33 protein-coding genes and 1 pseudogene are annotated in these 24825 nt (G+C 56.5%); 21 read left to right on the plus strand and 13 right to left on the minus strand.

Annotation, left to right across the window (positions count from 1 at the left end; translation table 11 throughout):
* The 6 genes and pseudogenes from D9K61_RS02575 to D9K61_RS02600 all read left to right on the plus strand — a co-directional run bounded on the left by D9K61_RS02575 (nt 1) and on the right by D9K61_RS02600 (nt 3461).
* Nucleotides 1–273, plus strand: coding sequence for a flagellar biosynthetic protein FliQ (locus D9K61_RS02575; protein ID WP_120631687.1), 273 nt, complete (start codon nt 1–3; stop codon nt 271–273).
* Nucleotides 273–983 (plus strand): annotated as a pseudogene (locus D9K61_RS02580) (flagellar hook-basal body complex protein). The gene D9K61_RS02575 and the pseudogene D9K61_RS02580 overlap by 1 nt, the downstream one beginning before the upstream one ends.
* A gap of 20 nt (nt 984–1003) precedes the next feature.
* Nucleotides 1004–1789: a flagellar basal-body rod protein FlgG gene (gene flgG, locus D9K61_RS02585; RefSeq protein ID WP_120631688.1), complete on the plus strand. Its 786-nt coding sequence runs from the start codon at nt 1004–1006 to the stop codon at nt 1787–1789.
* Nucleotides 1789–2205, plus strand: a complete 417-nt coding sequence (gene flgA, locus D9K61_RS02590; RefSeq protein ID WP_174235074.1) for a flagellar basal body P-ring formation chaperone FlgA — start codon at nt 1789–1791, stop codon at nt 2203–2205. The genes flgG and flgA overlap by 1 nt, the downstream gene beginning before the upstream one ends.
* Entirely contained in the window at nt 2205–2936 is a 732-nt protein-coding gene (gene flgH / locus D9K61_RS02595; protein ID WP_120631690.1) for a flagellar basal body L-ring protein FlgH, read from the plus strand. The genes flgA and flgH overlap by 1 nt, the downstream gene beginning before the upstream one ends.
* A 9-nt stretch (nt 2937–2945) precedes the next feature.
* A complete protein-coding gene (locus tag D9K61_RS02600) occupies nt 2946–3461 on the plus strand; it encodes a flagellar basal body-associated FliL family protein (protein ID WP_120631691.1) in 516 nt (171 codons plus the stop codon).
* A gap of 36 nt (nt 3462–3497) precedes the next feature.
* Here the strand turns inward: D9K61_RS02600 and D9K61_RS02605 are convergent, their stop codons facing one another.
* The 8 genes from D9K61_RS02605 to D9K61_RS02640 form a co-directional block, all read right to left on the minus strand.
* Complete coding sequence (locus tag D9K61_RS02605; protein WP_254055652.1) at nt 3498–3884, minus strand: hypothetical protein; 387 nt, start codon at nt 3882–3884, stop codon at nt 3498–3500.
* Nucleotides 3881–4969 carry a flagellar type III secretion system protein FlhB gene (gene flhB, locus D9K61_RS02610; RefSeq protein WP_120631692.1) on the minus strand — a complete coding sequence of 363 codons (1089 nt, stop codon included), beginning with the start codon at nt 4967–4969 and terminating at the stop codon, nt 3881–3883. Before flhB ends, D9K61_RS02605 begins: the two co-directional genes overlap by 4 nt.
* The gene (locus D9K61_RS02615; RefSeq protein ID WP_120631693.1) at nt 4966–5739 is read right to left on the minus strand and encodes a flagellar biosynthetic protein FliR; all 774 of its coding nucleotides are present in this window, start codon (nt 5737–5739) and stop codon (nt 4966–4968) included. Before D9K61_RS02615 ends, flhB begins: the two co-directional genes overlap by 4 nt.
* Nucleotides 5736–7763, minus strand: coding sequence for a flagellar biosynthesis protein FlhA (flhA, locus tag D9K61_RS02620; RefSeq protein WP_371688447.1), 2028 nt, complete (start codon nt 7761–7763; stop codon nt 5736–5738). The genes D9K61_RS02615 and flhA overlap by 4 nt, the downstream gene beginning before the upstream one ends.
* Nucleotides 7764–7832: 69 nt before the next feature.
* Nucleotides 7833–8528: a transglycosylase SLT domain-containing protein gene (locus D9K61_RS02625; RefSeq protein ID WP_120631695.1), complete on the minus strand. Its 696-nt coding sequence runs from the start codon at nt 8526–8528 to the stop codon at nt 7833–7835.
* Nucleotides 8529–8601: 73 nt separating this feature from the next.
* The gene (locus tag D9K61_RS02630; protein WP_120631696.1) at nt 8602–9030 is read right to left on the minus strand and encodes an Lrp/AsnC family transcriptional regulator; all 429 of its coding nucleotides are present in this window, start codon (nt 9028–9030) and stop codon (nt 8602–8604) included.
* A 51-nt stretch (nt 9031–9081) separates the two neighbouring features.
* Entirely contained in the window at nt 9082–10302 is a 1221-nt protein-coding gene (locus D9K61_RS02635) for an MFS transporter (RefSeq protein WP_120631697.1), read from the minus strand.
* A 3-nt stretch (nt 10303–10305) separates the two neighbouring features.
* Nucleotides 10306–10569 carry a metal-sensing transcriptional repressor gene (locus D9K61_RS02640; RefSeq protein ID WP_120631698.1) on the minus strand — a complete coding sequence of 88 codons (264 nt, stop codon included), beginning with the start codon at nt 10567–10569 and terminating at the stop codon, nt 10306–10308.
* A 132-nt stretch (nt 10570–10701) separates the two neighbouring features.
* Between D9K61_RS02640 and D9K61_RS02645 the strand changes: the two genes are divergently transcribed.
* From D9K61_RS02645 to D9K61_RS02675, 7 genes are all read left to right on the plus strand, one after another.
* Nucleotides 10702–11316: a ribonuclease D gene (locus D9K61_RS02645; RefSeq protein ID WP_120631699.1), complete on the plus strand. Its 615-nt coding sequence runs from the start codon at nt 10702–10704 to the stop codon at nt 11314–11316.
* Complete coding sequence (locus D9K61_RS02650) at nt 11313–12281, plus strand: SIS domain-containing protein (RefSeq protein ID WP_120631700.1); 969 nt, start codon at nt 11313–11315, stop codon at nt 12279–12281. The genes D9K61_RS02645 and D9K61_RS02650 overlap by 4 nt, the downstream gene beginning before the upstream one ends.
* Before the next feature lie 11 nt (nt 12282–12292).
* Nucleotides 12293–12892 (plus strand): hypothetical protein, encoded by a 600-nt coding sequence (locus D9K61_RS02655; protein ID WP_120631701.1) that lies wholly within the window; start codon nt 12293–12295, stop codon nt 12890–12892.
* A 3-nt stretch (nt 12893–12895) separates the two neighbouring features.
* Nucleotides 12896–13387, plus strand: coding sequence for an LptA/OstA family protein (locus D9K61_RS02660; RefSeq protein WP_371688445.1), 492 nt, complete (start codon nt 12896–12898; stop codon nt 13385–13387).
* A complete protein-coding gene (lptB, locus tag D9K61_RS02665) occupies nt 13387–14145 on the plus strand; it encodes an LPS export ABC transporter ATP-binding protein (protein ID WP_120631702.1) in 759 nt (252 codons plus the stop codon). The genes D9K61_RS02660 and lptB overlap by 1 nt, the downstream gene beginning before the upstream one ends.
* A 252-nt stretch (nt 14146–14397) precedes the next feature.
* On the plus strand, nt 14398–14961 hold the full coding sequence (gene hpf, locus D9K61_RS02670) for a ribosome hibernation-promoting factor, HPF/YfiA family (RefSeq protein WP_120631703.1): 564 nt from the start codon (nt 14398–14400) through the stop codon (nt 14959–14961).
* Nucleotides 14962–15020: 59 nt separating this feature from the next.
* Complete coding sequence (locus D9K61_RS02675; protein ID WP_120631808.1) at nt 15021–15485, plus strand: PTS sugar transporter subunit IIA; 465 nt, start codon at nt 15021–15023, stop codon at nt 15483–15485.
* 51 nt (nt 15486–15536) lie between these two features.
* On the opposite strand, the gene D9K61_RS02680 is transcribed toward D9K61_RS02675, so the two are convergent.
* The gene (locus tag D9K61_RS02680; RefSeq protein WP_120631704.1) at nt 15537–16052 is read right to left on the minus strand and encodes a CAP domain-containing protein; all 516 of its coding nucleotides are present in this window, start codon (nt 16050–16052) and stop codon (nt 15537–15539) included.
* A 169-nt stretch (nt 16053–16221) separates the two neighbouring features.
* Here D9K61_RS02680 and D9K61_RS02685 point away from each other — a divergent pair, with 169 nt between their 5' ends.
* Both D9K61_RS02685 and D9K61_RS02690 read left to right on the plus strand, forming a co-directional pair.
* Nucleotides 16222–16821: a L,D-transpeptidase gene (locus tag D9K61_RS02685; RefSeq protein ID WP_120631705.1), complete on the plus strand. Its 600-nt coding sequence runs from the start codon at nt 16222–16224 to the stop codon at nt 16819–16821.
* Nucleotides 16822–16961: 140 nt separating this feature from the next.
* Entirely contained in the window at nt 16962–17144 is a 183-nt protein-coding gene (locus D9K61_RS02690) for a hypothetical protein (RefSeq protein ID WP_120631809.1), read from the plus strand.
* Nucleotides 17145–17218: 74 nt separating this feature from the next.
* Here D9K61_RS02690 and hemH read toward each other — a convergent pair whose 3' ends face one another.
* Both hemH and D9K61_RS02700 read right to left on the minus strand, forming a co-directional pair.
* Nucleotides 17219–18268 carry a ferrochelatase gene (gene hemH, locus D9K61_RS02695; RefSeq protein ID WP_120631706.1) on the minus strand — a complete coding sequence of 350 codons (1050 nt, stop codon included), beginning with the start codon at nt 18266–18268 and terminating at the stop codon, nt 17219–17221.
* A 55-nt stretch (nt 18269–18323) separates the two neighbouring features.
* Nucleotides 18324–19154 carry a class I SAM-dependent methyltransferase gene (locus D9K61_RS02700; RefSeq protein WP_120631707.1) on the minus strand — a complete coding sequence of 277 codons (831 nt, stop codon included), beginning with the start codon at nt 19152–19154 and terminating at the stop codon, nt 18324–18326.
* Between D9K61_RS02700 and D9K61_RS02705 the strand changes: the two genes are divergently transcribed.
* Genes D9K61_RS02705 through D9K61_RS02720 form a run of 4 tightly spaced genes read left to right on the plus strand, consistent with a single transcriptional unit; the run spans nt 19135 to nt 21479 of the window.
* The gene (locus tag D9K61_RS02705) at nt 19135–19899 is read left to right on the plus strand and encodes a ComF family protein (protein WP_174235075.1); all 765 of its coding nucleotides are present in this window, start codon (nt 19135–19137) and stop codon (nt 19897–19899) included. The genes D9K61_RS02700 and D9K61_RS02705 overlap by 20 nt on opposite strands.
* Before the next feature lie 37 nt (nt 19900–19936).
* On the plus strand, nt 19937–20194 hold the full coding sequence (gene grxC / locus D9K61_RS02710) for a glutaredoxin 3 (protein ID WP_120631708.1): 258 nt from the start codon (nt 19937–19939) through the stop codon (nt 20192–20194).
* On the plus strand, nt 20194–21024 hold the full coding sequence (locus tag D9K61_RS02715; RefSeq protein WP_120631709.1) for a carbon-nitrogen hydrolase family protein: 831 nt from the start codon (nt 20194–20196) through the stop codon (nt 21022–21024). Before grxC ends, D9K61_RS02715 begins: the two co-directional genes overlap by 1 nt.
* Before the next feature lie 14 nt (nt 21025–21038).
* A complete protein-coding gene (locus tag D9K61_RS02720; RefSeq protein WP_010442526.1) occupies nt 21039–21479 on the plus strand; it encodes a MarR family winged helix-turn-helix transcriptional regulator in 441 nt (146 codons plus the stop codon).
* A gap of 189 nt (nt 21480–21668) precedes the next feature.
* Here the strand turns inward: D9K61_RS02720 and D9K61_RS02725 are convergent, their stop codons facing one another.
* Nucleotides 21669–22064, minus strand: a complete 396-nt coding sequence (locus D9K61_RS02725; RefSeq protein ID WP_162946712.1) for a hypothetical protein — start codon at nt 22062–22064, stop codon at nt 21669–21671.
* A 48-nt stretch (nt 22065–22112) separates the two neighbouring features.
* Nucleotides 22113–22859 (minus strand): bifunctional 2-polyprenyl-6-hydroxyphenol methylase/3-demethylubiquinol 3-O-methyltransferase UbiG, encoded by a 747-nt coding sequence (gene ubiG / locus D9K61_RS02730; RefSeq protein ID WP_120631711.1) that lies wholly within the window; start codon nt 22857–22859, stop codon nt 22113–22115.
* Between the two features lie 48 nt (nt 22860–22907).
* Between ubiG and pip the strand changes: the two genes are divergently transcribed.
* A complete protein-coding gene (gene pip, locus D9K61_RS02735) occupies nt 22908–23885 on the plus strand; it encodes a prolyl aminopeptidase (protein ID WP_120631712.1) in 978 nt (325 codons plus the stop codon).
* Nucleotides 23882–24703 (plus strand): ABC transporter substrate-binding protein, encoded by an 822-nt coding sequence (locus tag D9K61_RS02740; RefSeq protein WP_120631713.1) that lies wholly within the window; start codon nt 23882–23884, stop codon nt 24701–24703. Before pip ends, D9K61_RS02740 begins: the two co-directional genes overlap by 4 nt.
* Nucleotides 24704–24825 lie beyond the last annotated feature (122 nt).

Here is a 24825-nt window from a genome sequence, read left to right on the forward strand (position 1 = left end):
ATGCTGAGCGAAGGTCTCTTCTATGACATCGTGCGACAGGCCTTGTGGATCGCAGTCATCACTTCGGTTCCAATTCTCGCAGTAGCACTGATTTCGGGCCTGATCGTGGGTCTGTTTCAAGCGCTGACATCGGTGCAGGAAATGACCCTGACCTTCGTTCCCAAACTGATCGCTATCGTCATCGTCTTCTGGATTTCGATGGGCTTCATGACCCAGACGCTTGTCACGTTTTTTACCGGGACACTTGTTCCACTGATTGCAGGAGGTCGCTGATGGACACTGCCTATGTCACCCTGTCCCGCCAATCTGGGCTGATGAATGAAATGCGGCTGGTTGCGAACAATATCGCCAATGCCAACACCACCGGGTACCGCCAACAGGGATTGGTGTTTTCGGAATTTATTCGCGATGTGCCGAACAACCCGTCCCTGTCCATGAGCCGCGCCGAAGCGCGCAATACATCCCTGCAACAAGGCGTTCTGACCGAAACGGGTGGTTCGTTCGATTTTGCCATCGAAGGCGATGGGTTTTTCATGGTTGAAACGCCAAAGGGCAATCGTCTGACACGGGCAGGCAGCTTCACACCAAATGCCGAGGGCGATTTGGTGGCTACAGATGGGTCACGTGTTCTCGACAGCAACGGGTCTCCGGTTTTCATACCTCCGGACGCGGCTTCGATTGATGTCGGCAGTGATGGGACACTCAGCGTGAATAGTCAGTTGTTGGGTCAAATCGGGGTCTACCGGGTCGATGAGCCAAAGGATCTGGTGCGCGAAGGCAATACCCGGTTCCGCCCCGCAGGAGATGTGTAAGCCGTTGATGAACCTGTTGTTTTGCATCGGTTTCTCGAAGGTTCAAACGTCAATGCCATTCATCAGGTTACGCGCCTGATTGAAATTCAACGCGCCTATGAGCTGGGTCAGAGCTTTCTGGAAACCGAAGACGAACGTGTACGCGGTGCTCTGAAGGCTTTGATGCGCTAATACTTTAAGGAGAATTCGAAATGCGAGCTTTGAAAATCGCGGCCACCGGCATGACCGCGCAGCAGATGCGGGTCGAGACGATCTCGAACAATCTGGCGAACATGAACACCACCGGGTACAATGCCCGGCGCGCTGAATTTGCCGATTTGCATTATCAGCAAATGGCGCGCGCCGGAGCCGTTAACGCCTCGGATGGAACGGTATTGCCCACCGGCATTCAATTGGGTCTGGGGGTCCGTCCTGCCGCAGTAAGCGTGCAGCTGGCCCAGGGTGGCTTGTCGGCAACCGGTAGTGATCTTGATGTTGCCATCGAGGGTCGCGGGTATTTGGAAGTTGCGCTTCCAAGCGGTCAATCTGCTTACACTCGGGATGGCAGCCTTAAACGATCGGCCGAAGGGCTTATTGTGACGTCGGACGGGTTCTCCGTGGCGCCAGAAATTACCATACCCGATGACGCACGGTCCATTTCGATCAATGCGTCTGGTGAGGTTTATGCGTATTTCGACGACGCGCCCGATGGGCAGTTGCTGGGCGAGTTCACGCTCGCCAGCTTCTCGAATGCAAAGGGTCTTGAGGCAATTGGCAGCAATCTGTTCAAGGAAACCGAAGCGTCCGGCGCGCCGGTTTTGGGCCTTCCGGGCGAAGATGGGTTGGGCACGTTGCGGCAAGGGTACCTTGAAGACAGCTCGGTCGATGCCGTGCGCGAAGTGACCGAGCTGATTGAAGCGCAACGCGGCTACGAAATGAACGCCAAGGTTATTTCCGCTGTTGATCAGATGATGAGCGCAACAACACAGGTGCGATGATGCGGTTCCTTTCCCTGACACTTGCGTTGGCGATGCCGTTGACGGCGCATGCCGACATGGTCGTATCCACCCGAACCATTCGCGCGAAAGAGATAATCTCGTCGGCCGATCTCGACGTGAAAGCCACAGATGTGGCCGGCGCAATTGCGAACCCACAGGATTTGATCGGGCAAGAGGCCCGGGTGGCCTTGTATCCAGGGCGCCCAATTCGAGACGGCGATGTAGGTCCGCCGGCCATCGTCGATCGCAATGATCTGGTCGTATTGGTGTTCGACCGTCGGCCCTTATCGATCACCGCGGAATGTCGCGCCCTGGGGCGGGGGGCGGTCGGTGACAGGATTCGCGTGATGAACCTCTCGTCGCGCACAACCGTGACCGGCCACATCCGGCCCGATGGCCAAATCGAGGTAAACTAATGTCTGGACTGTCAAAACTCATTTTGCTTGCTGTTCTAGCCGTATCCGCTTGTGGTCGGCTGGATCATCTCGGCAAAGCGCCAAGCTTTACACCTAACGAAGACTCGCCGGAACAAGTTGCGATGCTGTGGCCGGGACTGCCGCTGCACACCCAAACTCAGCGCTCGGTCGACAGGGCTTCGCTTTGGAGCGGTGGACAGCAATCCTTGTTGGGCGACCAAAGGGCGATCAAGAAGGGGGACATCCTGACGGTTGTTATCGAGCTGGACGAAAAGGCTGAGATTTCGAACAGGACAAACCGATCACGTTCTGGGTCTGAAAGTCTTGAAGTGCCCGGCCTGTTCGGTTTGCCGCAACGCGTGCAAGAGCATTTGCCCGATGGCGCGTCGTTGGATGAAGCCGTATCAATCGAGTCCGACGCATCAAGTTCTGGGCGAGGATCGGTCAGGCGCAACGAGAAACTGACATTGCGGGTCGCGGCAACTGTACTGGACGTGTTGCCAAACGGAGTTTTGTCAATTTCCGGTTCACAGGAGTTACGCGTGAACTTCGAATTGCGAGAGCTTTTAGTGGCCGGATATGTCCGTCCGCAGGATATCTCGCGCAAAAATGAGATCACTTATGACAAAATCGCTTCGGCTCGGGTGTCCTATGGTGGTCGGGGGCAAATCACAGACGTGCAGCAGCCGCGATACGGTCAGCAAGTCCTTGATTCCCTTTTGCCATTCTGAGGTGCGGACGTGATCAAGCTGTTGATACCGATTGTTTTTTTGTCTGTCGGGCTTGGTGTTGGGATTGGCGCGGGGATCGTCTTGGCGCCCGCCGAGGCGCCTGGCGGCACATCAGGTTCAAAAGAAGTGCATAAAGAAACCAAAGGATCTGAAGAAACGAAATCCAAGCCCAAGAAATCTCCCAAAAAGGACGGCGAGGGCGGGTTCGAATACCTCAAGATGACGAAGCAATTTGTGGTGCCGGTTGTCGAAGATGACAAAATCGCTGCTATGGTGACTCTGACGCTAAGTCTGGAAGCCGACCCTGCCATTACTGAGGCATTTTACTCCATCGAGCCAAAACTGCGGGACGCGTTTCTGCAAGTGATATTTGACCATGCCAATACCGGTGGGTTTAACGGAACGTTCACCGAGTCGGTTAATCTGAGTGTTTTACGCAAGGCTTTGCTGGAAGTGGCGCGTAAGGATTTAGGCCGCAATGTTTCTCAGGTCTTGATCATGAGCATCAATCGTCAGGACACATAAACGCGCCGCATCTGATCCAGGGCGTATTTGGTGCTGTTACTGGTTCGATTGCTTTTTGGCTAGGTCACGTCGATGGTCCTTTAGCAAGGTTGAGGACAGTCTTGCGATGGCTTCTTTGCGCCCAAATGCAGCTTTCAGCGCGTCAAGCTGTTCGCGCTTTTGAGCCCTCAGTCGCGCAAGATCCAAGTTCAACTGCCGTCGTGTGGCCGATTCCCATCCGTGCCACAGCATGTCTGTTCCGGTGACCCTGTACCCTTCTGCCTTAGAGCCATCCTGACGCGCCTGCTTCACCTGCGTATCCAGCCTTACCAGTTGTTGCTGAATATTGGCTTCTGCCTCAAGCACCGGGCGCAGCGTTTGGAACTGTTTCTGAAACACCGCCTCTGTCACGCTTTTGAGGTTCGACAGTTTGGAATACCTCATCTGATCTGTCCTTTTGCGCGCTTCCGCATGGCTTCTGCGAACCGGATCGCGGCGGCGACAGCGCGGTAATGCTCTTCTGTGATTTCCTGACCAATTTCCACGGTCGCGTGCAGGGCACGCGCGGTGGGTGGGTCGGAATGAATGGGAACACCGGCTTGCCCGGCGGCGGAGCGGATGGCCGCAGCAACTTCATCCACGCCCTTTGCGACACATACTGGTGCCGTGCGCATCGCCCGCGACCATTTGAGCGCCACGGAATAATGGGTAGGATTGACAATCACCACATCCGCATCGGACACGTCGGTCATCATCTGATTGGTCGCGATCTCCTGCGCGCGTTGACGGCGGCTTTGTTTGACATGCGGATCGCCCTCGGCATCCTTTGTTTCGTCTTGAATTTCCTTACGCGACATCCGGTTTTTGCGTATGTGTTCGGCATATTGCCAAAGATAGTCTACGACTCCGATTGCTAATGCGATGGCGATAACGATGAACAGGAATCGAAACAGCAGGTTCATCATCAACAAAATAGACGATTTTGCCGGCGCAGCGCTGGCCGAGAGGATTTCGGTAAGGTTGGCCCTCAGAAAAATAGCCAGCGATGTACCGTAGATCACAAGTTTGACCGAACTTTTGGCAAACTCGAACAACCCGCCACGACCGAACTTGTTTTTTGCGTTGGAAGGAATCGATATGCGCGACAATTTGGGTTGCAACTTGCTGGGGGCAAAGATCAGCGCGCGCTGGGCAATCAGGCTGAGCAGTACTGCTGCTGCAGGCAGGGCAGAAAACAATGCGATTGGGACCAGCGCATTCCTAAGCATCCCTGCGACCGGAGCGGTGGCCGGGCCGGTCGAAACCAACTGTGCAATTTCATCCGATTGATCGAGGAGAACGACAAACAGGGCGCCTAGTTGTTCCGCCGCGTATTGGCCCGCCGTAAACAGCGCGACCAGAAAACCCGTGTAACCTGCGACCACCGACAAATCGCTGGATTTGGCGACCTCACCCTTTTCCCGCGCTTTTTGCAGCTTTTGCGGCGTGGGTTCAAATGACTTGTCACTGTCATCATCCGAAGCGCTCATCGCGGTGGCCCAACCGGGTTGAGAAAAAACGCGAACAGGTCGTCGGCCCAAACAGACAGGATCAAAGGGGCACCAGCGAACAGAAGGAATAAACCCGCGAACGTGATCGCAGGGGCACCGACGAAAGCCACCATCAATTGCGGCATCGCCCGGTTAATGACGCCCAGCGCCAGATTGTAAATCAGCGAGGCAATGACAAATGGTGTTGCAAGGGCGAAGGCCAGGCGGAAGCTGTGCGATATCTGCTGAACGCCCCATTGCGACAAGTCCGGTGCGGCGGGGGCCGTACCCATTGGAAAAAGCATGTAGCTGTTGATCAGGAACTGCGCGGCACGAATATGCAGGCCCAGCAGGGTCGCAAGCGCCAGCCCCGCCAGCGTCAGATGATAGCCCATCGCAGGTACCGGATCAGCCGCTGCCCCGCCCAAAAGTTGCGAGAGAGAGGTCGATTGAGCAGCGATGGAGCCGGCGGTTTGAAGCGCCAAAACAAACAGCCGTAACCCCATACCAAGAACCATTCCAATCAAGACTTCAGTCCCGACAAGACGCACCATCGACAAAAAGCCAGGCGCGAAATCGGGTGGGTGTATTGCGGGCCAAACAACAAGAGTAAAAGCTGCGGAAAGACCGAGCTTGACGCGGACCGGAATGCTGCGCTCGCCAAAGGCTGGAAGCAGTGAAACCAGGGCAGATACCCGCAAGAACACAGCGAATAGCTGCCATAATCCATCCCCCAGATGCTGCAACAGCTCTGGCGGCAGGGCAATCACGCGGGCACCGTTCCAACCAGCGCAGGTCGGGCCTCGAGCCCGATTTCCTCGAACGACAATACTGGGTTCGACATACCGCGGGCGTGCATAATTGTACGTAGCAGACGACGGCGGCGAGTTGATGTTACGACGGCCGGAAACAAGCCGTGATCGGCGGATTGCGTTACGCTGTCGGCGACGCCGTCGGCAAGTTTGTTGAACAGGTTCGGCGGCAACGCCACGTCCAACCCGGCATTCGGAGCATCGATTTGGTAGGTGGCGAACGTGTCCTCCCACTCCGGCGCAAGCTGGATCAGGGGGATCGAGCCGTCCTCGCGTTTCATATCGGCTACCAGTTGAAAACCCAGCCTTTGGCGCACCAGCTCGCAAATGCCTTCGGGTTGGGTGGTTGTCAGCCGTGCCTCGGCCACGCTTTCCAGGATCAGCGCCATGTTTCGGATGGATACGCGTTCATCCAGCAGCAGGCGTAACACTGCGTGCAGCGTGTCGATTGGAACCTTGTCCGGGACCAACTCATCCAGCAGCCTACGGTTGGCCTCGGCCCTGACCGGATCGCTGAGGCGGGTCATTTCGGACAACAAGCGGCGTAGGGATTTCAGGGTCAACAGGCGCGAGAAATTCTGTTTGATGATTTCCAGCAAATGCGTTGCCAGTATTTCCGGAGGCGACACGATCGTGGCCCCGCTCAGCGCGGCTTCTTCCTGGTCTTTGGGCAGAATCCAGCGTGCAGGTGCTCCATAGACAGGTTCGGTCACGTCATTCCCATCAGGCAGAAGATCCAGCCCATCTTGCACCAGTGCCAAAACCAGATCGGGGTTCAACACACCGCGCGCCTGTTCGACCCCATGCACCTTGATCACGTAGGTGCCGGTTGGCAGATCGGCCCGGTCGGTCAGGCGAATTTCGGGCAGGATCAACCCAAAGCTTGAGGCCACATACGTCCGCATATTGGCGATCCGCGCATCCAACCCTGTGCCTTGATTCAAGACCATGCTGACCAGATCCGGTGCAAATTCCAGATGTACGTCATCCAGATCCAGTATGTCGCCGATGGCCTGGGACACGGGCGCGTCCGTCTCGGTCGCTGGAACCTGAGCTTCGGCCTCGGCCGCTTTTTGCTTTTGGTAAACGTGGTAGGCCGCGTATCCCAAAACCGCTGCGCCCAGAATAAAGGGCAAAAACGGCAAGCCGGGTACGAGTGCGAACAGAACCATCAGCATCGCAACAGTTCCCAGTGCGGCCGGATGACGCCCAAGTTGCGAGAAGATCGCGCTGTCGGTCGCCCCTTGTGTGCCGCCCCGGGCCAACAGAAGCGCCGATGCAATTGAGATGATCACTGCTGGGATTTGCGAGACCAGCCCATCGCCGACGGTCAGGATTGCATAAGTTTCAAACGCGGATGAGACCGGCATACCGTGCACGATCACACCCATCACCAGACCCATGACGAGGTTCAACAGAGTGATCAGCAACCCGGCGACCGCATCACCTTTGACGAATTTCGATGCGCCATCAAGCGAGCCGAAGAAGGTGGTTTCCTGCTGTTCCCGTTCGCGCCGTTCCTTGGCCTGTTGATGATCGATGGCCCCTGCCGACATGTCGCTGTCGATGGCAAGTTGTTTGCCGGGCATCCCGTCCAGTGCAAAGCGCGCCCCGACCTCGGCCATGCGCGCCGCGCCTTTGGTGATGACCATGAAGTTCACGATCAGCAACACGCCGAACACCACGAGACCCAGAAAGATGCTGCCGCCCATGACGAAATTGGCAAAGCCTTCAATCACGTCGCCCGCCGCGCTTGGGCCGGTATGACCTTGTCCAATGATCAGTTTGGTGGACGAAACGTTTAGCGACAGGCGCAGCATCAGCGACGCCAGCAGGATCGTCGGAAATGATGAAAAATCCAAAGGCCGCTCGATGAACAGCGTCAGGGTGAAGATCAGAATCGCCAGCGCAAAGGATGTGGCCAACCCGACATCAAGCACCCAGGCGGGCATCGGCAGGATCATCATCACGATGACCGTCATCAGCGCCAGCGCCAGCAAAACCGTGGGTGAAAACAGGGATCGGGGGTCGAACTTGGGCACGCAGAGCTCCTAGTTGAAGGCGATGAAGGCGGTCGCAGTTCCAGCTGCTGGCACCAGGGAGCCCAGCACCCCTTGCGGGGGTTGTTCGGTGTGAAGCGGGATCAAAGGGGCGGCGGCACCGGTAAAGGGATCTCGGGATAGCCGAGCGGTTTGCGTGGGCTGGGTACCATCAAGCTGCGCCAGAACGGTCTGAAAGCGCCCGCGATACGCTTCGGCCAGTGATTGCGTGCGGGAATGGTACGCGCCAGCTGCGGCAGGCCAGGACCCCAGTTCGGCATGCAGTTGTTTCAAAAACCGGGCTGCGTAGGTGGCGTTTTCATCCGGATCGAACATCGCGTCGATGGATCGAAACGCCTTGCCGTGCCAACGGTAGTTGATTTGAAAGCATCCGACGTCAAAGCTGCGCACACCAGCCTTGAAAATCTTGAACACGTAGGATTTCGCCTCAACCTCGGAGGTGAACCAATACCCTTGTCCTTCGACATTGATGGTCCAGGGCCAGGGTTCCAGATGGCCATCGCGGGTGTGCCCGGTTTCCACGCGCGCGATGGCGCGCAAAACATCCAGCGGCACATCTTCGGACAAAGCCGCCCGATGGGCCGCTTGATCACAAATTTCGTCATGGGCGTTGGGCATGGCTAGAACTGCCGGCGCTATCAACACATGCGTCAGGAATAGGAAAAACGGGAACTTGCGATTTGGCATTCTGCCGGTCCGGGATTCTGATCAGTCCGGGCCAAGCTAGCCAGTCATTGGTTTACAGCCGGTTATCGGCCCATCATTTTCGATCAATCCGCCTGCCAAATACAACGCTGGTGTTGGTGCGCAACACGCCCGGAATCTTGGCCAGCTCATCAACAATGATGTCCAGATCCTCGATCCTTGGTGCCTCGGCCGACAGCAGCAGGTCAAACTCACCATTGATCGATAAGCAGCGTTTGACCTCGGGATAGGCTTCAAGCCGCTTGATGATACGTGTGGTTTCCTTCTGTTGTACTTCCAGCAAGACAACAACCTGTACGCGTGGGGCGTCTTCGGGCGCGCTTAGAACAACGGAATACCCGGCTATTACCCCACGATCTTCCATCCGACTGATCCGTTCGTGCACAGTTGTGCGTGCCACGCCCAGTTTTGCAGCGATTTTCGTGGTCGACTCGCGGGCGTTGTGTTGCAGCGCGGTGATGATGCGGCGATCAAGCTGATCCATGGGGTCTCCGTCATGGGTTCGCTATGGTGTATTTCAGATCGGTGCCAAGGCTCAAGGCTGGTGCGTTGCCGAATGTTTCTCGGAACGGGGCCAGATCAACAATGCTGTGCCCAGACCACAAATCGCGGCACAGGTCATCCAGGTTAGCGCAACGGTTGCGCCGAACTGTGTCATCAGCCAGCCCGCCAATGGATAAAGGACCAACCAACAGGCATGCGACAGGGTGAACTGCGCTGCGAACAGGGCCGGTCGATCCTCGGCCTTAGCAGAGCGGGTTAAGAGGCGTCCGGATGGGGTCAGTGTCACGGAATACCCGAAACCAACAAAGCCCCACAGCGTGGTGATTAGAACCAAAGTCATAGGATCGGTAGCTGACAGAAAGGCCGCCGTTGCCATAGATGCGATCCCAATCGTAGATCCTGTCAACATGACACAGCGATCTTCGAACTGATCCAACAAGGATGGCAAAGCAAAGGCCGCAATCATCGAACCACCGCCGAACCCTGCCAAAGCCATGGCCACCGCGCTTTCGGACAGGCCCAGATCGGTGCGGATAATGACCACCGTGTTGACGATGACCATCGCACTTAGCGCCGCTGCAGACCAGCTGAGCGCCAGCAGACCACGTAAACGAGGCGTCGCGAGGTAGATGCGCATACCGCGTGTTGTCCTGTCGTAGATGCCTTGTCGCCGGGTCGATTTGGGTGATGGCAGTGCCACCGATACAACAAGAACCGCCGAGGCGACGAACCCAAGGCTTGTGCCCCAAAACAAGGTCTCAAAGCTGAGAAAGACCAAAAGGGCAGCCGCCAGCATGGGGCTCAGCAAACTTTCCATATCGACCGCTAGGCGGGACAGGGACAAGGCGCGTGTATAGTCGCGCTCATCCGGCAGAACATCGGGGATCGTGGCCTGAAACGCTGGGGTAAATCCGGCAGATGCGGATTGCAGCACAAAGATGAGGACATAGACCTGCCAAACCTCGGTTACAAAAGGCAGGCACAAGGCAACGGCCGCCCGCACCAGATCCAGAACCACAAGCATCTTGCGCCGATCAAGCTGTTGGGCGAAGGCGGCGGCCAATGGGGCAATACCGACGTAAGCCAGCATTTTGATGGTCAATGCGGTGCCCAAAACCATCCCGGCGGCGTCCCCGGCCAGATCATATGCCAACAGGCCCAGTGCGATTGTGGCCAGCCCTGTACCCGTCAGGGCAACGACTTGCGCAGCCAGCAGGTGACGGTAGGTGCGGTTCCGCAGAACACTCAGCATAGGTTACAAATACTTCGTTATGGTTTTGAAATCCTCGAAGTCCGGCCGATTGCTTTCGGCGTCTGGTGACAGGCAATGGTCGATGTGATCATGGATCAAAACGCGCTTGGCCTTGATGATCGCTTTTTCGACGGCGAACAACTGTTGGGCTATGTCCGAACAGGGTGCCTGATCTTCGAGCATGGTAATGACTTTGCCTAAATGCCCATAGGCACGCCTGAGACGTGCGGTGATTTGCGGGTGCGACTGGTGTGGATCATCTTTCATACATATCCATATCCCCCCCATGGGGATAATAGCAAGAGCTGAGGCATTGATCGGCCCGTGTCTAAGGGGTGGCGTTGAGTTTATGGGTCAAACCGCCTATCTCGGGGGCAATATGGCACAAAGGACAAATCCGTGGCGAACCATTTGTACAAAAACGACCTGCCCGACGGGTTGGACATGGGCCCCGTAGTGGCCATCGATTGTGAAACCATGGGGCTTAACCCGCATCGGGATCGCCTTTGCGTCATCCAGATGTCCGGCGGGGACGGCAACAGCCATATCGTTCAGGCGGAAAAGGGGCAGACCGAGGCGCCCAACCTATGTGCCATGCTGGAAAACCCGGATGTATTGAAGCTGTTCCATTTTGGCCGCTTCGACATCGCCGCGATGTACCATGCCTTTGGCGCTTTGGCCGCGCCGGTCTATTGCACCAAGATCGCCAGCCGTCTGATCCGGACCTATACTGACCGGCACGGGTTGAAGAACCTGTGTCAGGAGCTGATCGGGGTTGATATCTCGAAACAACAGCAGATGAGCGACTGGGGAGCAGAAACCCTGACTGATGCACAATTGGACTATGCCGCCTCTGACGTGCTGTATCTGCATCGCCTGCGGGATGAACTGAATGCGCGGCTGGCCCGTGAAGGCCGGGTCGAGATGGCGCAGGCCTGTTTTGATTTCCTGCCCATGCGTGCGAAACTGGATCTCGCTGGTTGGCCCGAAACGGATATCTTTGCACACTCATGACCGACACTGAATCTTTCCTGAGAACGGCCCGACAGGTCATCACGGACGAAGCCCGCGCGCTGGACATACTGACCGAGGGCCTGGACGAGCATTTTGCCGAAGCGGCGCAACTGATCCTGCAGGCAACGGGCCGCATCATCATCAGTGGGATCGGTAAATCCGGCCATATCGGACACAAGATCGCAGCGACATTGGCCAGTACCGGAACGCCTGCCTATTTCGTGCATCCGGCCGAAGCCAGCCATGGTGATCTGGGTATGGTGTCCAAGGGGGACGTGGTGCTTGCCATATCGAACTCGGGTGAAGCACCCGAGCTGGCAAACCTTCTGGCATTTACGCGCCGGTTCGGCATCCCGTTGATCGGATTATCGAGCAAGCCCGAAAGCACGCTGATGAAACAGGCAGATGTGCATCTGCTGATCCCGTCGATGGGCGAGGCATGTGGGTATGGCATGGTGCCTTCGATTTCGACAACGCTGACATTGGCGATGGGCGATGCGCTGGCCATTGCGTTGATGAAGTACCGGGACTTCAAGCCCGAGGATTTTCGCGCGTTCCACCCTGGTGGCAAGCTGGGGGCGCGGCTTAGTACCGTGCGCGACCTGATGCACACAGGCCGGGCGTTACCGCTGGTCGCGGCAAGTACCCCGATGAGCGATGCGTTGATTGAGATCAGCCAGAAGGGGTTTGGTGTCGCCGGCGTCACTGATGCACAAGATGCTCTGATGGGGATTATCACCGATGGTGACCTTCGGCGTCACATGGACGGGCTGCTGGACAAGACAACCGAACAGGTCATGACACAAAACCCGACCACCATTGCGCCGGGCGCGTTGGCGGAAGAAGCAGTGGCGATCATGAATGACCGAAAAATCACATCGCTTTTTGTGGTCGATCCTGAGACGTCAGGCCAGGCACAGGGTTTGCTGCACATCCATGACTGCCTGCGTGTCGGGTTGGGCTGAGGGAGGCTGAGGTGGACCGATATTCACGTATGGTTCAGTTCTTTAAGGTCCTGTTGCCGCTGGCGGCTATTATCATGCTGTCCACAGTCTTCCTGCTGTCTCGCAGCATTGAAACCAATGTCTCGGTTCCATTTGCTCAGAAAGACATCGATGCGCGTCTGGCAGAGCAGGTGGTTACGCAGCCAAACTATCGTGGGACCACGCGCAAAGGCGAAGATGTCCAGATCGAAGCAACACAGGCAACCCAAGGTTCGGAAGAATCGGTTCCCGCTGCGTCCGAGTTTCGGGGGCGCTTTGGCTTGTTGAACGGTGGCGTGATCACGCTGGACTCGAATTCCGGTCTTATACGACCGGACCTTGGGACGGCGACGTTTGTCGGCGATGTCGTCATTACGACAACTGACGGTATCCTGGTCACCACGGATCTTCTGAACACATCGCTTGATGAAATTCGCGGTGATACGCCGGGACAGGTGAACGGAACCGGGGTGATTGGTGATTTTTCAGCGGGACGAATGACTTTCGGGACTGAAAAAAAGGACGGTCCGGTCCATATTCTTTTTACAGATGGCGTTAAGCTGGTATATGAGCCTGAAAAAGCAGAAAGATAACCTGTGTTCTATTTTCGTTTTGTCCTTTTGTGTTTCTTACTGGTAACGGGTGCCGTTTCTGCAACTGCGCAGCAAGCGCAGCTGGCGTTTGGGTCTGTGAAGACCGACCCCAGCCTTCCGGTCGAAGTGACCTCAGAAACGCTGAACGTGAATCAAGAGGACGGATCAGCCGAATTCGTGGGCAATGTTATCGTCATTCAGGGCGAAATGCGTTTGACCGCCGAGCGGGTTCTGGTCATCTACAATCAAGACCGTTCGGCCATCGATCGCATGGAAGCCACCGAAAACGTGGTTCTGGTCAGCCCACCAGATGCGGCCGAGGGTGACTGGGCTGAATACACGATTGATTCAGGTGTGATCGTGATGAAGGGCAATGTGTTGCTGACACAAGGCCCGAGCATAATTAGCGGCGATCAGATGAACGCAAACCTGACGACCGGCACAGCGACTATGACGGGGCGGGTCAAGACGATCCTGCAGCAGGGGAACAACTGATGACCACCCCTAATCTGTCCGTTGCCGAGGGTAGCGCTGGGCTCAGAATCGAGAAGCTGCGCAAGTCTTATCGCAAGAAAACCGTCATCCGGGACGTCTCGATGACGCTTGGCCGGTCTGAGGTGGTTGCGCTTTTGGGGCCGAACGGCTCGGGCAAAACCACGACCTTTTACTCAGTGGCTGGTTTGGTGTTTCCCGAAGCGGGCACAGTTACGCTGGACGGGCAAAACGTTACAACACTACCGATGTATCGGCGCGCTCGTATGGGTATCGGTTACCTGCCGCAGGAGATGTCGATCTTTCGCGGTATGAGCGTTGAAGACAACATCGCCGCTGTACTGGACATCACCGTCAATCACGCGCACCGGCGCAAAGAACGGCTCGAAGAGCTGCTGTCCGATTTCTCAATCGAGCATCTGCGACGTGCACCTGCGCTGGCCCTATCCGGAGGCGAGCGCCGCCGCGTTGAGATTGCGCGCTGTCTGGCCGCCGACCCGAAGTACTTGCTGCTGGACGAGCCGTTTGCGGGCGTCGACCCCATCAGTGTGGGCGATATTCGTCACCTTGTGGCAGATCTCAAGAAACGGGGAATCGGTGTGTTGATCACTGATCACAACGTCCGGGAAACGCTGGAGATTGTCGATCGCGCCTATATTCTGCATGACGGTCAGGTGCTAATGTCGGGTACGCCCGAAGAAGTTGTGGACAACGAAAACGTCCGCCGCGTGTACCTGGGTGAAAATTTCCGAATATCATAAGCTTGCGCGGAATTGCGCCGGGCGCCCGGAGGAAATCGCGTATATACACTCCTGTTTTGATTGACTCTTCCACCGTCTCTTGCCTCAATTGGTGCATGGTATTTCTTCGGTTCCAGACTGGATCACGATGTCCCTTCTTTGAGGGGTGTGACCACAGACAACCGCAGGATATGCCCTTACCCCCCACCCGATAATAACAGGCACGTCGCGTAACGTGACGTCAGAATGGGTGTGAAATGTGAAGGAGACCACATGCGTTACCAAATAAGCGGAAAACAGATCGACATCGGCGCGGCCCTGCAGACCCATGTGCAGACCGAGTTGGGTGAGGTTGTGGGCAAATATGCCCAGCGCCCCACGGATGCCAATGTTGTCTTTTCCCGTTCAGCGCATGAATATGTATGCGAAACTACAGTACATTTATCTACAGGTCTGACGGCGCAGGCCAAGGCGCATGCAACTGAAATCTACGCGGCATTCGAAGGGTGCTGTGAAAAGATGGATAAGCAATTGCGTCGCTACAAACGCCGGCTCAAGGACCATCACAAGGATCGATCAGAACCGGTTGAACTCTTTGGTGCGTCCTCTTATATCCTCGCGTCTGAAGAATCAGGGACGGCTGACGAACCCGAATCTCTGCAGCCAATGATCGTGGCTGAGATGGAAACCAAGATCCCATCGTTGAGTGTTGGTGAAGCTGTCATGCAGATGGAACTGGCTGGCGCCCCGGTGTTGGTGTTCCGCAACGAGAACAAGGACGGATTGAATGTGGTGTATCGTCGGGAAGACGGAAACATCGGTTGGATTGATCCGTAACAGGCAAAGATAGCGAGGCAGGCCTCTGCGAAGCAGAGGCAATGTCATGGAGCATGATCATGGAGCTTTCGAGCATACTGAAGCCCGAGGCAGTACGCGTATTGTCTGCAGCTTCCAGTAAGAAGCGGTTGTTTCAGGAAATAGGTGATGTCGCATCAGCAACACTGGGTCTTGAGGCCCAGGTCGTTGTCGATTGCCTGCTGGAGCGCGAAAGCCTCGGCCCCACAGGCGTGGGGCATGGTGTGGCGCTGCCGCATGCGCGCCTGTCTGAAATTGAAACGGTGTCGGGTGTGTTCGTCATGCTGGAAAAACCCATCGATTTCGGGTCGGTGGATCGGCAGCCTGTTGATATCGCCTTTTCGCTCTTTGCCCCGGAAGAGGCTGGTGTTGACCATCTTAAGGCATTGGCTTTGGTGTCGCGGACGCTGCGCGATACCTCAGTCTGCGCCAAATTGCGGGCCAACCCTGACCCGACCAAGCTCTATGCTATTTTGACCGAAGCTCAATCAATGCAAGCGGCGTAAACAAAAAAGCCCCCAGACGATGGGGGCTTTTGCGTCTTAAGGCAGCGTTGTTCAGCCGCCGGTTCCCATTTCAAGCGTCCACCAGATCTTGCCGCCACCTTCCTGGTGCCATGCAAACCCCATTTGTGTGGCTTTCGAATCCATTATGACGGAACGCGGGCCAGGTTCCTGCATCCAGGCGGCCAGCGTCTCCGTTTCGGTTTCATAGGTTTCTGAGATTGCTTCGCCCAGAAATTTCCCGAAATATCCAACCCGCGCGGCCCGATCCAGAGGCGATGAGCCATCTGAGCCGAAGTGCCAGGGACGATTCTGTCGGGCCATGTCCTTGGAATGCGTCGCCGCAGCTGCGTTGAGTTGTGAATTCAGTTGAACGGCTTGCAAACCTTGCGCCTGCCGCAGTGCATTCACCGAATCAAGCATGCGGAACTGCAACTTTTCCGGGTTGCCCCGAATCTTGTAAACAGTCGGCAAAGGCCGCCCGTCTGGGCCAATTGTGGAAGTTCCGCCGTCGGTACATGCCGCCAGCGCGACAAAGCAAATCAATAGTAAAGAAACGATGCGCGTCATGTTTGACCTGATTATTGTGTCGTCTCAGGGCATAGCGCGCCTTACTGTTCTGAGCAAATGCGCAATGGCCACATGTCGCGTGATTCTGCCGGTTTGGTTTGCGACTGAAGCATTCTGGCCATAGAATACCCCGAATTTCAGATGTCGCGATAGAAAAGGACCGCTTCTCATGGTCAGGAAACGCATTCCCTTATCAACCCGCCGTGGGTTTATTGTTGGTGCAACGGCAACATTGGCGAGCCCGGCGATTGCACAATACATTCCTGGCGATCCCCTGCGCCCTGCGCCCGGGGACGAGCCGGCTGTACGTCGTAACATTTCTGGGTTCCGCGCGCTTGAATGGCAGCCCTATTTTTCGAACACGCGAAACGGCGCCATTCTGGTCGATACCGTATCCCGAGCGCTGCATTATTGGTCAGATGATCAATCAACCTACAAACTTTACCCCTCATCAGTGCCGCTGACCGAAGAAATGACCCGCCGGGGGCGTACCAGCGTGATCCGCAAGGTCGAAGGCCCAACATGGGCGCCGACGCCGTCGATGAAGAAAAGAAACCCCGAATGGCCGGATTTCATTCCTGCCGGTCCCGATAACCCGTTGGGAACGCACGCGTTGTATCTGGGTTGGAAGTATTATCGCATCCACGGCACCCACGACACGCGTAAAATCGGGCGCCGGTCGTCCAATGGCTGCATCGGGTTGTTCAACAACGACATCGCCGAGTTGTTTTCAATGACGAAGGTCGGCACGCAAGTGTTGCTAATTTGACGACATTTTCGCGCTCGAAGCTGCTTGCCGCTCAAGTTGCAATTGCATTCCAGCTTTAATGCTGATTAGAAAAAAGCCACGAGGTAAGTCTTAGGTGTGTGCTTCCGGATATCGGAATCACGCAAATTCTGGAGGTTAATATGAAAAAACTCGTTCTCGCCGCTGCTCTGACGGCTGCTGCTTCGACTGCATTTGCTGGCAACCTGGAAGAGCCGGTTGTTGAAGCACCTGTTGTTGTAGAAGAAACTCAGGGTTCTTCGCAGGGCATCCTGCTGCCATTGATTCTGCTGGTCGTTGTTGCCGCAGCTGTTGCAGCCGGTTAATTCTACGAGCGAAATTCAGAGAAAAGGCGGTGGAGCAATCCACCGCCTTTTTTCACGTCTAATTGTCGCGCGTGTCAGTCCAGCCAACCATTTAGGTTGTCCTCAATGATCGTGCTGAGCGCTTTGATATGCGGCGCATCGTCGTTCAGGCAGGGAATATAGGTGAACGTCTCACCGCCCGCCTCTTCAAAGCTTTCCTTGATCTCTTCGTTGATCTCTTCCAGCGTTTCGATGCAATCGGCGGAAAAGGCCGGTGCCATGACGGCGATGTTCTTTTTGCCCTGACGCGCCAGTTCGGCCACGTGATCAACCGTATAGGGCTTCAACCACTCTTCAGGGCCAAAGCGCGATTGGAAGGTCGAGATTATCTGGTCGTCTGACCATCCCAGCCGCTCCGTCAGCAGTCTTGACGTTTTCACGCATTGGCAGTGATAGGGATCGCCCTGCTGCAAATAGCGTTCAGGCATGCCGTGGTAAGAACAGACCAGAACATCGGGTCTGGTATCCATCGCGGCATAGGCGCGCTCGACCGACTGTGCCAGTGCGTCAATATAGCTCGGTTCTGCATAATAGGCCGGAACGGTGCGACTGGCGGGTTGCCAGGTCTCTTCCATCAACGAACGAAAGAACTGGTCATTCGCCGTTGCCGTCGTTGCGCCCGCATAATGAGGATAAAGCGGGAAGAACAGAATGCGGTCGCAGCCTTCGGCCACCATGTGCCGAACCTTGGACTTGGTGGAAGGGTTGCCGTAGCGCATGCAGAAATCCACCATGACCTGATCACCATAGCGCGCCTGCATCGTATCACGCAGTTTTGCGGTCTGATCTTTTGTGATCGTCATCAGAGGGCTTTCGCCCTTGTCGTGGTTCCAAATGGATTTGTAGGCCTCGCCCGAGCTGAAAGGGCGCTTGGTCAGGATGATGCCCTGCAGAATCGGCTGCCATTTCCAAGCGGGGTAGTCGATCACGCGCTGATCTGACAGGAACTCATTCAGATAACGCCGCATCGGCCAATAGCTGTAGTCGTCGGGCGTGCCCAAATTAGCCAGAAGAATCCCAACGCGCCCCATTTTGACCTTCGGGTGGTCGGCGGGTGCATGAGCGGGGCGGGTTGCATCAAACATATTGGCTTCCTGAGTTCATATGGTCCGGCCTGAGATAAAGGGAAAAACCCGTTCGTCAATCCGGCAGATTGCCCTCATCCGTGTTCAGGGCGTCGGCAAGGCGCATCTGCGCTGATCCAGGACGCAAGGCTTTGGGTTGGCTTGCATCGGGGGACCAGCCGGTCAGGCAGATCAACTCGAACGTTGCAGGCAGCCGGTTTTCTGGTGTTGCGAAGTGTTTGCTATAGATTTTCTGCGCCTGGTCAAACACTTGCCGTCGGGACATGCGCTTCAGGCGATCTGAAAGAACATTGGTTTCGCCCATCGCGCGCAGATCGCGCATCAGATGGTGTAGGTCCCGGTATTCGGCCGTCAGCGTGGCTGCATCGGCCACTGGCAATGCCAACCCCGCCCGTTGCAGCAGGGACCCCAGTTCGCGCAGTTCGGCCATGGGCGCGACCCGGGGGCTAAGCCCACCCGTGACAGCGATTTCGGCCTGCCCGAGTGCGGCGCGCAACTGGTGCAGGGTTTCGCCCCCCAGACACACGACCAGCAGCAGACCATCGGGGCGTAACGCACGGTGGCATTGGATGAGCTGCCCAACCGGGTCGTTGGCCCAATGCAAGGCCATGGCATGGATCACCAGATCATGTGCGCCGGGGGTCAATGCCAGCGTCTCGTCGTCCGGAACGACCTTCGCATCTGGCAAAACGCCCTGCCAGATTTGACGGAAAGGCGTCACGATGGCTGGCGCCGTAAAGGTCCTGTTAACCATCGATAGCCGATCCTGCACTTCGTCTATGGCGGCTCGGTGCAGAAACAGGGCGTCGTCCTGTGCACGCGCGCGGCGTCGGGTCAGGGCTGACCGGTCAAACAGAGAGGGTGCGGTGGACGCAGGCAGTTTCATAGGTCGCAAGTATCGCATTTGGCAGCGAGTTCAAACTGCTGTCGAACTGATCTATCCGCCCAGATGTTTAAGTTGCGGCGAGCTGACGGAATCAGATTTCGGCCTATGCGGTGCATGTTGGCGCGATACACCCTTTACCGGCGGAACGGTTTGCGAGAGTTGTGGGATGCCCTTGCCTGGTGGAGCGGATGGTCACCGAATCGAGTGTGATGATTGCCTGAAGGCACCTCGCCCCTGGCAGGATGGACGTGCGGCATTGTTGTATCAGGGACGTGCTAGGTCTTTGATCCTTGCGCTGAAACACGGTGACCGACCCGAGCTGGCCAAGCCCGCCGCGCGGTGGATGGCGCTGGCTGGGCGCACGCTGTTCAGACCCGGCATGGTCATCGCTCCGGTTCCGTTGCATTGGTCACGCCTGATCAAGCGGCGGTACAACCAATCAGCGCTGTTGGCCCATCATCTTGGGCAAGAGGTTGGGCAGGAGGTTTGCCCTGACTTGCTAGTGCGCCAGACTAAAACACCAGTATTGGACGGTAAGACTGCGGCGGAACGGGCTGAAATACTGAAAAATGCGATTTCATCACACCCGAAACGATGTCACAGGATCCGTGGGCGGGATGTTCTACTGGTCGATGATGTGATGACCTCGGGCGCGACTCTGGCCGCATGTGCGCAGGCTTGCACATCATCGGGGGCAAATCATATTTTCGTGTTGGTACTGGCACGCGTTGCCAAGGATGCCTAATTCGCGGCAAGTTACGCGAAACGCGAAGGAACGGAATATGAAATCGGTTGAAATCTATACCTCGCCGCTATGCGGGTTTTGTCATGCCGCCAAACGGTTGCTGAAACAGAAAGGGGTCGAGTTCAAGGAAATCGACGTCTTGATGCATCCCAAGCGCAAGCCTGAAATGATTCAACGCGCTGGTGGCAAGCGCACCGTACCGCAGATTTTCATCGGCACTGACCATGTTGGCGGCTGTGATGATCTGTATGATCTGGAGCGGCAGGGCATACTGGATAACCTGTTGGCAGCCTGATGAAAACCGCGCTGCTGCAACTCACCTCTTCTGACGACCCGGTCCAGAATCTGGACACGGTACGCTCGATGATTGCCGAGGCCGCCGGGCAGGGCGCGCAGTTCATACTGACGCCCGAGGTGACAAACTGCGTTTCCAATAGCACCACGCGGCAACGCGAAGTTTTGCAGTTCGAAGAAGACGACATTTCACTGGCAGGTCTGCGCGAACAGGCCGCGGCGCTGGGCGTCTGGTTGTTGATCGGGTCGCTGGGGATCAAAACCCACGATGCGGATGGGCGGTTTGCCAACCGGTCTTTCATGATCGACCCAACCGGTCAGATCGTGGCGCGCTATGACAAAATCCACATGTTTGATGTGCAGGTCACGGAAACCGAAACCTTTCGCGAATCAGCCAACTACCGGCCCGGTACAACGGCGGTTGTCGCCGAGACGGATTTTGGCAAAGTTGGGCTGACTATTTGTTACGATATACGATTTCCCCATCTGCATGCGGCGTTGGCGCAAGCTGGTGCGCGAATCATCACGGTTCCGGCGGCCTTTTCTCCGGTCACCGGGGCGGCGCATTGGGCATCGTTGCTGCGCGCACGGGCGATCGAAAACGGCTGTTGGTTCCTTGCGCCAGCTCAGACAGGCGAACACCCTAAAACACGTGGAAAAACACGCCATACATACGGTCACAGCATGGTTGTGGCCCCGTGGGGAGAGGTGCTGATCGACGCAGGCACCGATCCGGGCATTCACTTTTTCGATTTGGATGATAGTTCTGTGGCAGAGGCGCGCCGCCGCGTGCCCTCTTTGACACATACCCGTCCCTTCGACGGGCCTTGATCCAGAATCGGGCCATGACTGACGAGAAAAATGCCCTGGCGGTCACGCTGTTCAGCGAGATCCTGACCGCCGATCAACTGTTGCGGAACCGGCTGAGCCGCGTTTTGCCCAAGGGCATGGAAATCTCGCATTTCTCGGTGCTGAACCATCTGGTCTTTGTTGGAGACGAACGCAGTCCGGCGCAATTGGCCAATACGTTTCACGTCACCCGAGGTGCGATGACCAACACATTGGCCAAGCTGGAATGGGCGGGTTACATTCATATCCGTCCCGATTGGGACGATGCCCGCCGTAAAATGGTGGCGATCAGCCCCGCTGGGCGGCGCGCCCGCGATCAGGCGATTTCATCCATCGCGCCGCTGATCAACCGTGTGGTCGGAGAGCTGGGTTTGGAACGTGTCCGCAGCACATTGCCCGTACTGCGGGATTTGCGGTTGCAGTTGGAGGGGGAGTGAGGAGCCGTGGCAACCGCGCCAAAATAGCGGATCTCATCATACTCGAGACTAAAACCACTGATGAAACAGCGGTGTCTGTCTCGCGACTATGATCTTGGATGCCCGTGATCGACGATTTTTCTTAAACATCGAAGTGAGCGGTTCAAGCTTAAGATAGAAACTTCCACCTGAATTCTCGAACATTGCTTCTTACTGCACCGCAGTTGGAAACATAGACAATACGCCCCTTTTCAGAAGCTGTAGATCGTGTTTTTCGAGTCCTGCGAGGTCATAGTTAACAAGCGCATACGCTCGAAATCCGCCGGAACGTTTTACCCAAGAAGGGACTTTTTCTTCATCCCTAACTTCGGAATGTGAGACCAGCCGAACTGAAAAGGCGACGTCCCGATAGTCAGGGTCCTTCTGCAAGGGATTACTTTGCATTGCATAAGTTCTTGCGAGCGCCAGACTTTCCTCATCTGAAAGTCTCTGACCAGTCTCAATGCAATATCCCTCAGCCCGCTTTGCACCCTTGTAAATCGAGGCTGAGAAAACAATCGCTGCGATGGCAAACGCAACGCACATCAAAACACGGGTCAAAGTCATTTGGCGTATCCTCACTCAGCGCGAATGGGTGTAAACATCCACCTTACTTCACCCCGGCTTCACACTCGCCGTCACATAATTCACGCTCAAATCCCGGTCCGAGATCGACCAGCTCCACAGGATCGGGTTGAACACGAACCCCTTGCGATCCACCGGATCCAGACCAGCCTTCCGTAGAAGCTCGAACAGCTCATCCGGAGTGATGAATTTGTCCCATTCATGTGTGCCGCGCGGTAGCCAGCGCATGACGACCTCGGCCCCGAAAATGGCCATCGCATAGGATTTTGGATTGCGGTTGATGGTCGAGCACACCTGCAACCCACCGGGTTTCAGCAGGTGCTGCGTTGCGGTCAGATAGCCTTGCGGGTCGGCGACATGCTCGACCACTTCCATATTCAACACCACGTCAAACTGCTCGCCATCTGCGGCCATTGCTTCTGCCGTCGTGTGGCGATAGTCGATCTGCAGCCCGGACTGTTCAGCATGAATGCGAGCGACGGGCAGGTTTCCTTCGGCCGCGTCAGCACCCACGACCTCGGCCCCAAGACGAGCCATCGGTTCACTCAGCAGCCCGCCGCCGCAGCCGATATCCAGCAAGCGCAGGCCGTCAAATGGTTTTGATTCCTTCAAATCCCTGTCAAATTCGCCTGCGATTTGTTGGGTGATATAATCAAGACGGCACGGGTTCAGCATGTGCAGAGGTTTGAATTTCCCATGCGGATCCCACCATTCTGCGGCCATTGCCTCGAATTTTGCGATCTCGGATGGGTCCACCGTGTTCGGATGCGCTTGCATTCCTGTCTCCGTATGCTCTTTTACGCTTAAGGACTATATAGGCCCATAATGGACAAGTACCCGGACCAAAAGCGCGCAGTTCAATATCTGTACCCGCCGATCGACCCGTTCGATCAGCGTTTGGTCAGCGTGGGCGACGGTCACCAGGTTTATATGGAGCAAAGCGGCAATCCGGATGGGGTGCCGGTGGTGGTGTTGCATGGCGGTCCGGGGGGTGGATGCAGCCCGGCCATGCGGCGCTATTTCGATCCCAGCGTCTTTCGGGTGATTCTGTTTGATCAACGCGGCTGCGGTAATTCGCGCCCCCATGCGTCGGTTGAGGATAATACGACCTGGCATCTGGTCGCAGATATCGAACGTCTGCGGAGCTTGCTGGAAATTGAGGAATGGACCGTCTTCGGCGGAAGCTGGGGCGCGACATTGGCGCTGATCTATGCCCAAGCGCATCCAGATCGCGTGAGCCGATTGGTTCTGCGCGGTGTTTTCCTGATGACCCAGGCTGAGCTGGATTGGTTCTACGGCGGCGGCGTCGGAAGATTCTGGCCCGAGCAGTGGTCGAAGTTCACATCACTCCTGTCTGAGGATGAACTGTCAAACCCTATTGGTGCCTATAACAAACGTCTGTTTTCAGGCGATCGCGCCACGGAAATCCTGTTTGCGCGCGCCTGGTCCAGTTGGGAAAACGCTTTAGCTTCGATCCATTCCAATGGGACGGCCGGAGAAAGCCCCGGCGAATACGCCCGGGCTTTTGCGCGACTTGAGAACCATTACTTCATCAACAGCGGTTTTCTTGAGACGGATGGACAAATCCTGGATCAGATGGACAAAATCGCACATATTCCCGGCCATATTGTTCAAGGCCGCTATGATATGATCTGCCCGCCCCAGGCGGCTTGGAACCTGTCCAAGCGCTGGCCCAATGTTGATTTGAAGATGGTGCGCAACGCGGGGCATGCCCTGTCTGAACCGGGGATCAGCGCTGAATTGGTTCGCATCATGGACCGTGTGGCGGAGGGCGTGGCATGACCCGGATCGATCGCCGTGCCTTGTTTGCCTCGGGTGCAGCTGCGGCGCTGCTGGCGGCGACGGGGGCGTCTTTGGCGGACACTCCTAAATCCGGCGGAACACTGCGGCTTGCGGTTCCACGCGATGACAGCCTTGATCAGGTGGTTCGCGGCGCCGTGTTTGACACCCTGACCGAGATTGCCCCGGATGGCACTTTACGCGGCGAATTGGCAACGGGCTGGAAAACCGACGCTGACGCCCGTGTCTGGCAATTTGATCTGCGCGAAAATGTGCAATTTCACGACGGCGCCGAACTGAAGGTTCAGGACGTTCTCGCTGTTCTGGACGAGATCGGGCAAGCCGAAGCAATTGGCCCCCACGACCTGCGACTGGAACTGGCCGAACCCAACCCTGGTTTGCCGTTTCTGTTGGCCGACAACAAGAACGTCATCACGCGTGACGGACAGGGCGTAACGCCTTTGAAGACTGCCAATGGCACGGGATGTTACCACGTAGAACGGGCCGAAGATGGGCGACATTTTCTGGGTCGCAGGGTGACAGAGCATTACAAGGACAATCAGGCAGGGTGGCTTGACGCGCTTGAGGTGATCGTCATCCCGGACGCCCACGTCCGCGCCGAAGCATTGCGGGACGGGTATGTGGATGTCGCGGCCCTGCCGGCACACGAAGGTCTGATTGGTCAGCGCGGGCTGCGGTACCATCCCGGCGAATCAGATATGGCGCTGGCCATGACCGGGTCGGTCGGAATGCCGCGGCAGGTCGGTCAGCGCGGTGCTTTGGACGATGGCCGCATTGCGGAACGGTGGTGGTTGGTCTGAAACTGGCCTAATTGCGATCACGATTTTCTCCGGGGGTTGCAGTTTGGGAATGTCCTGCGTATATGCAGTTTCAACAGCGGCGTGTCGGACTTCTGGTCCGAGGCTCCACCGGAAAATATCGA

This window comes from Ruegeria sp. EL01, from assembly GCF_900313035.1.
Taxonomy (GTDB): domain Bacteria; phylum Pseudomonadota; class Alphaproteobacteria; order Rhodobacterales; family Rhodobacteraceae; genus Ruegeria.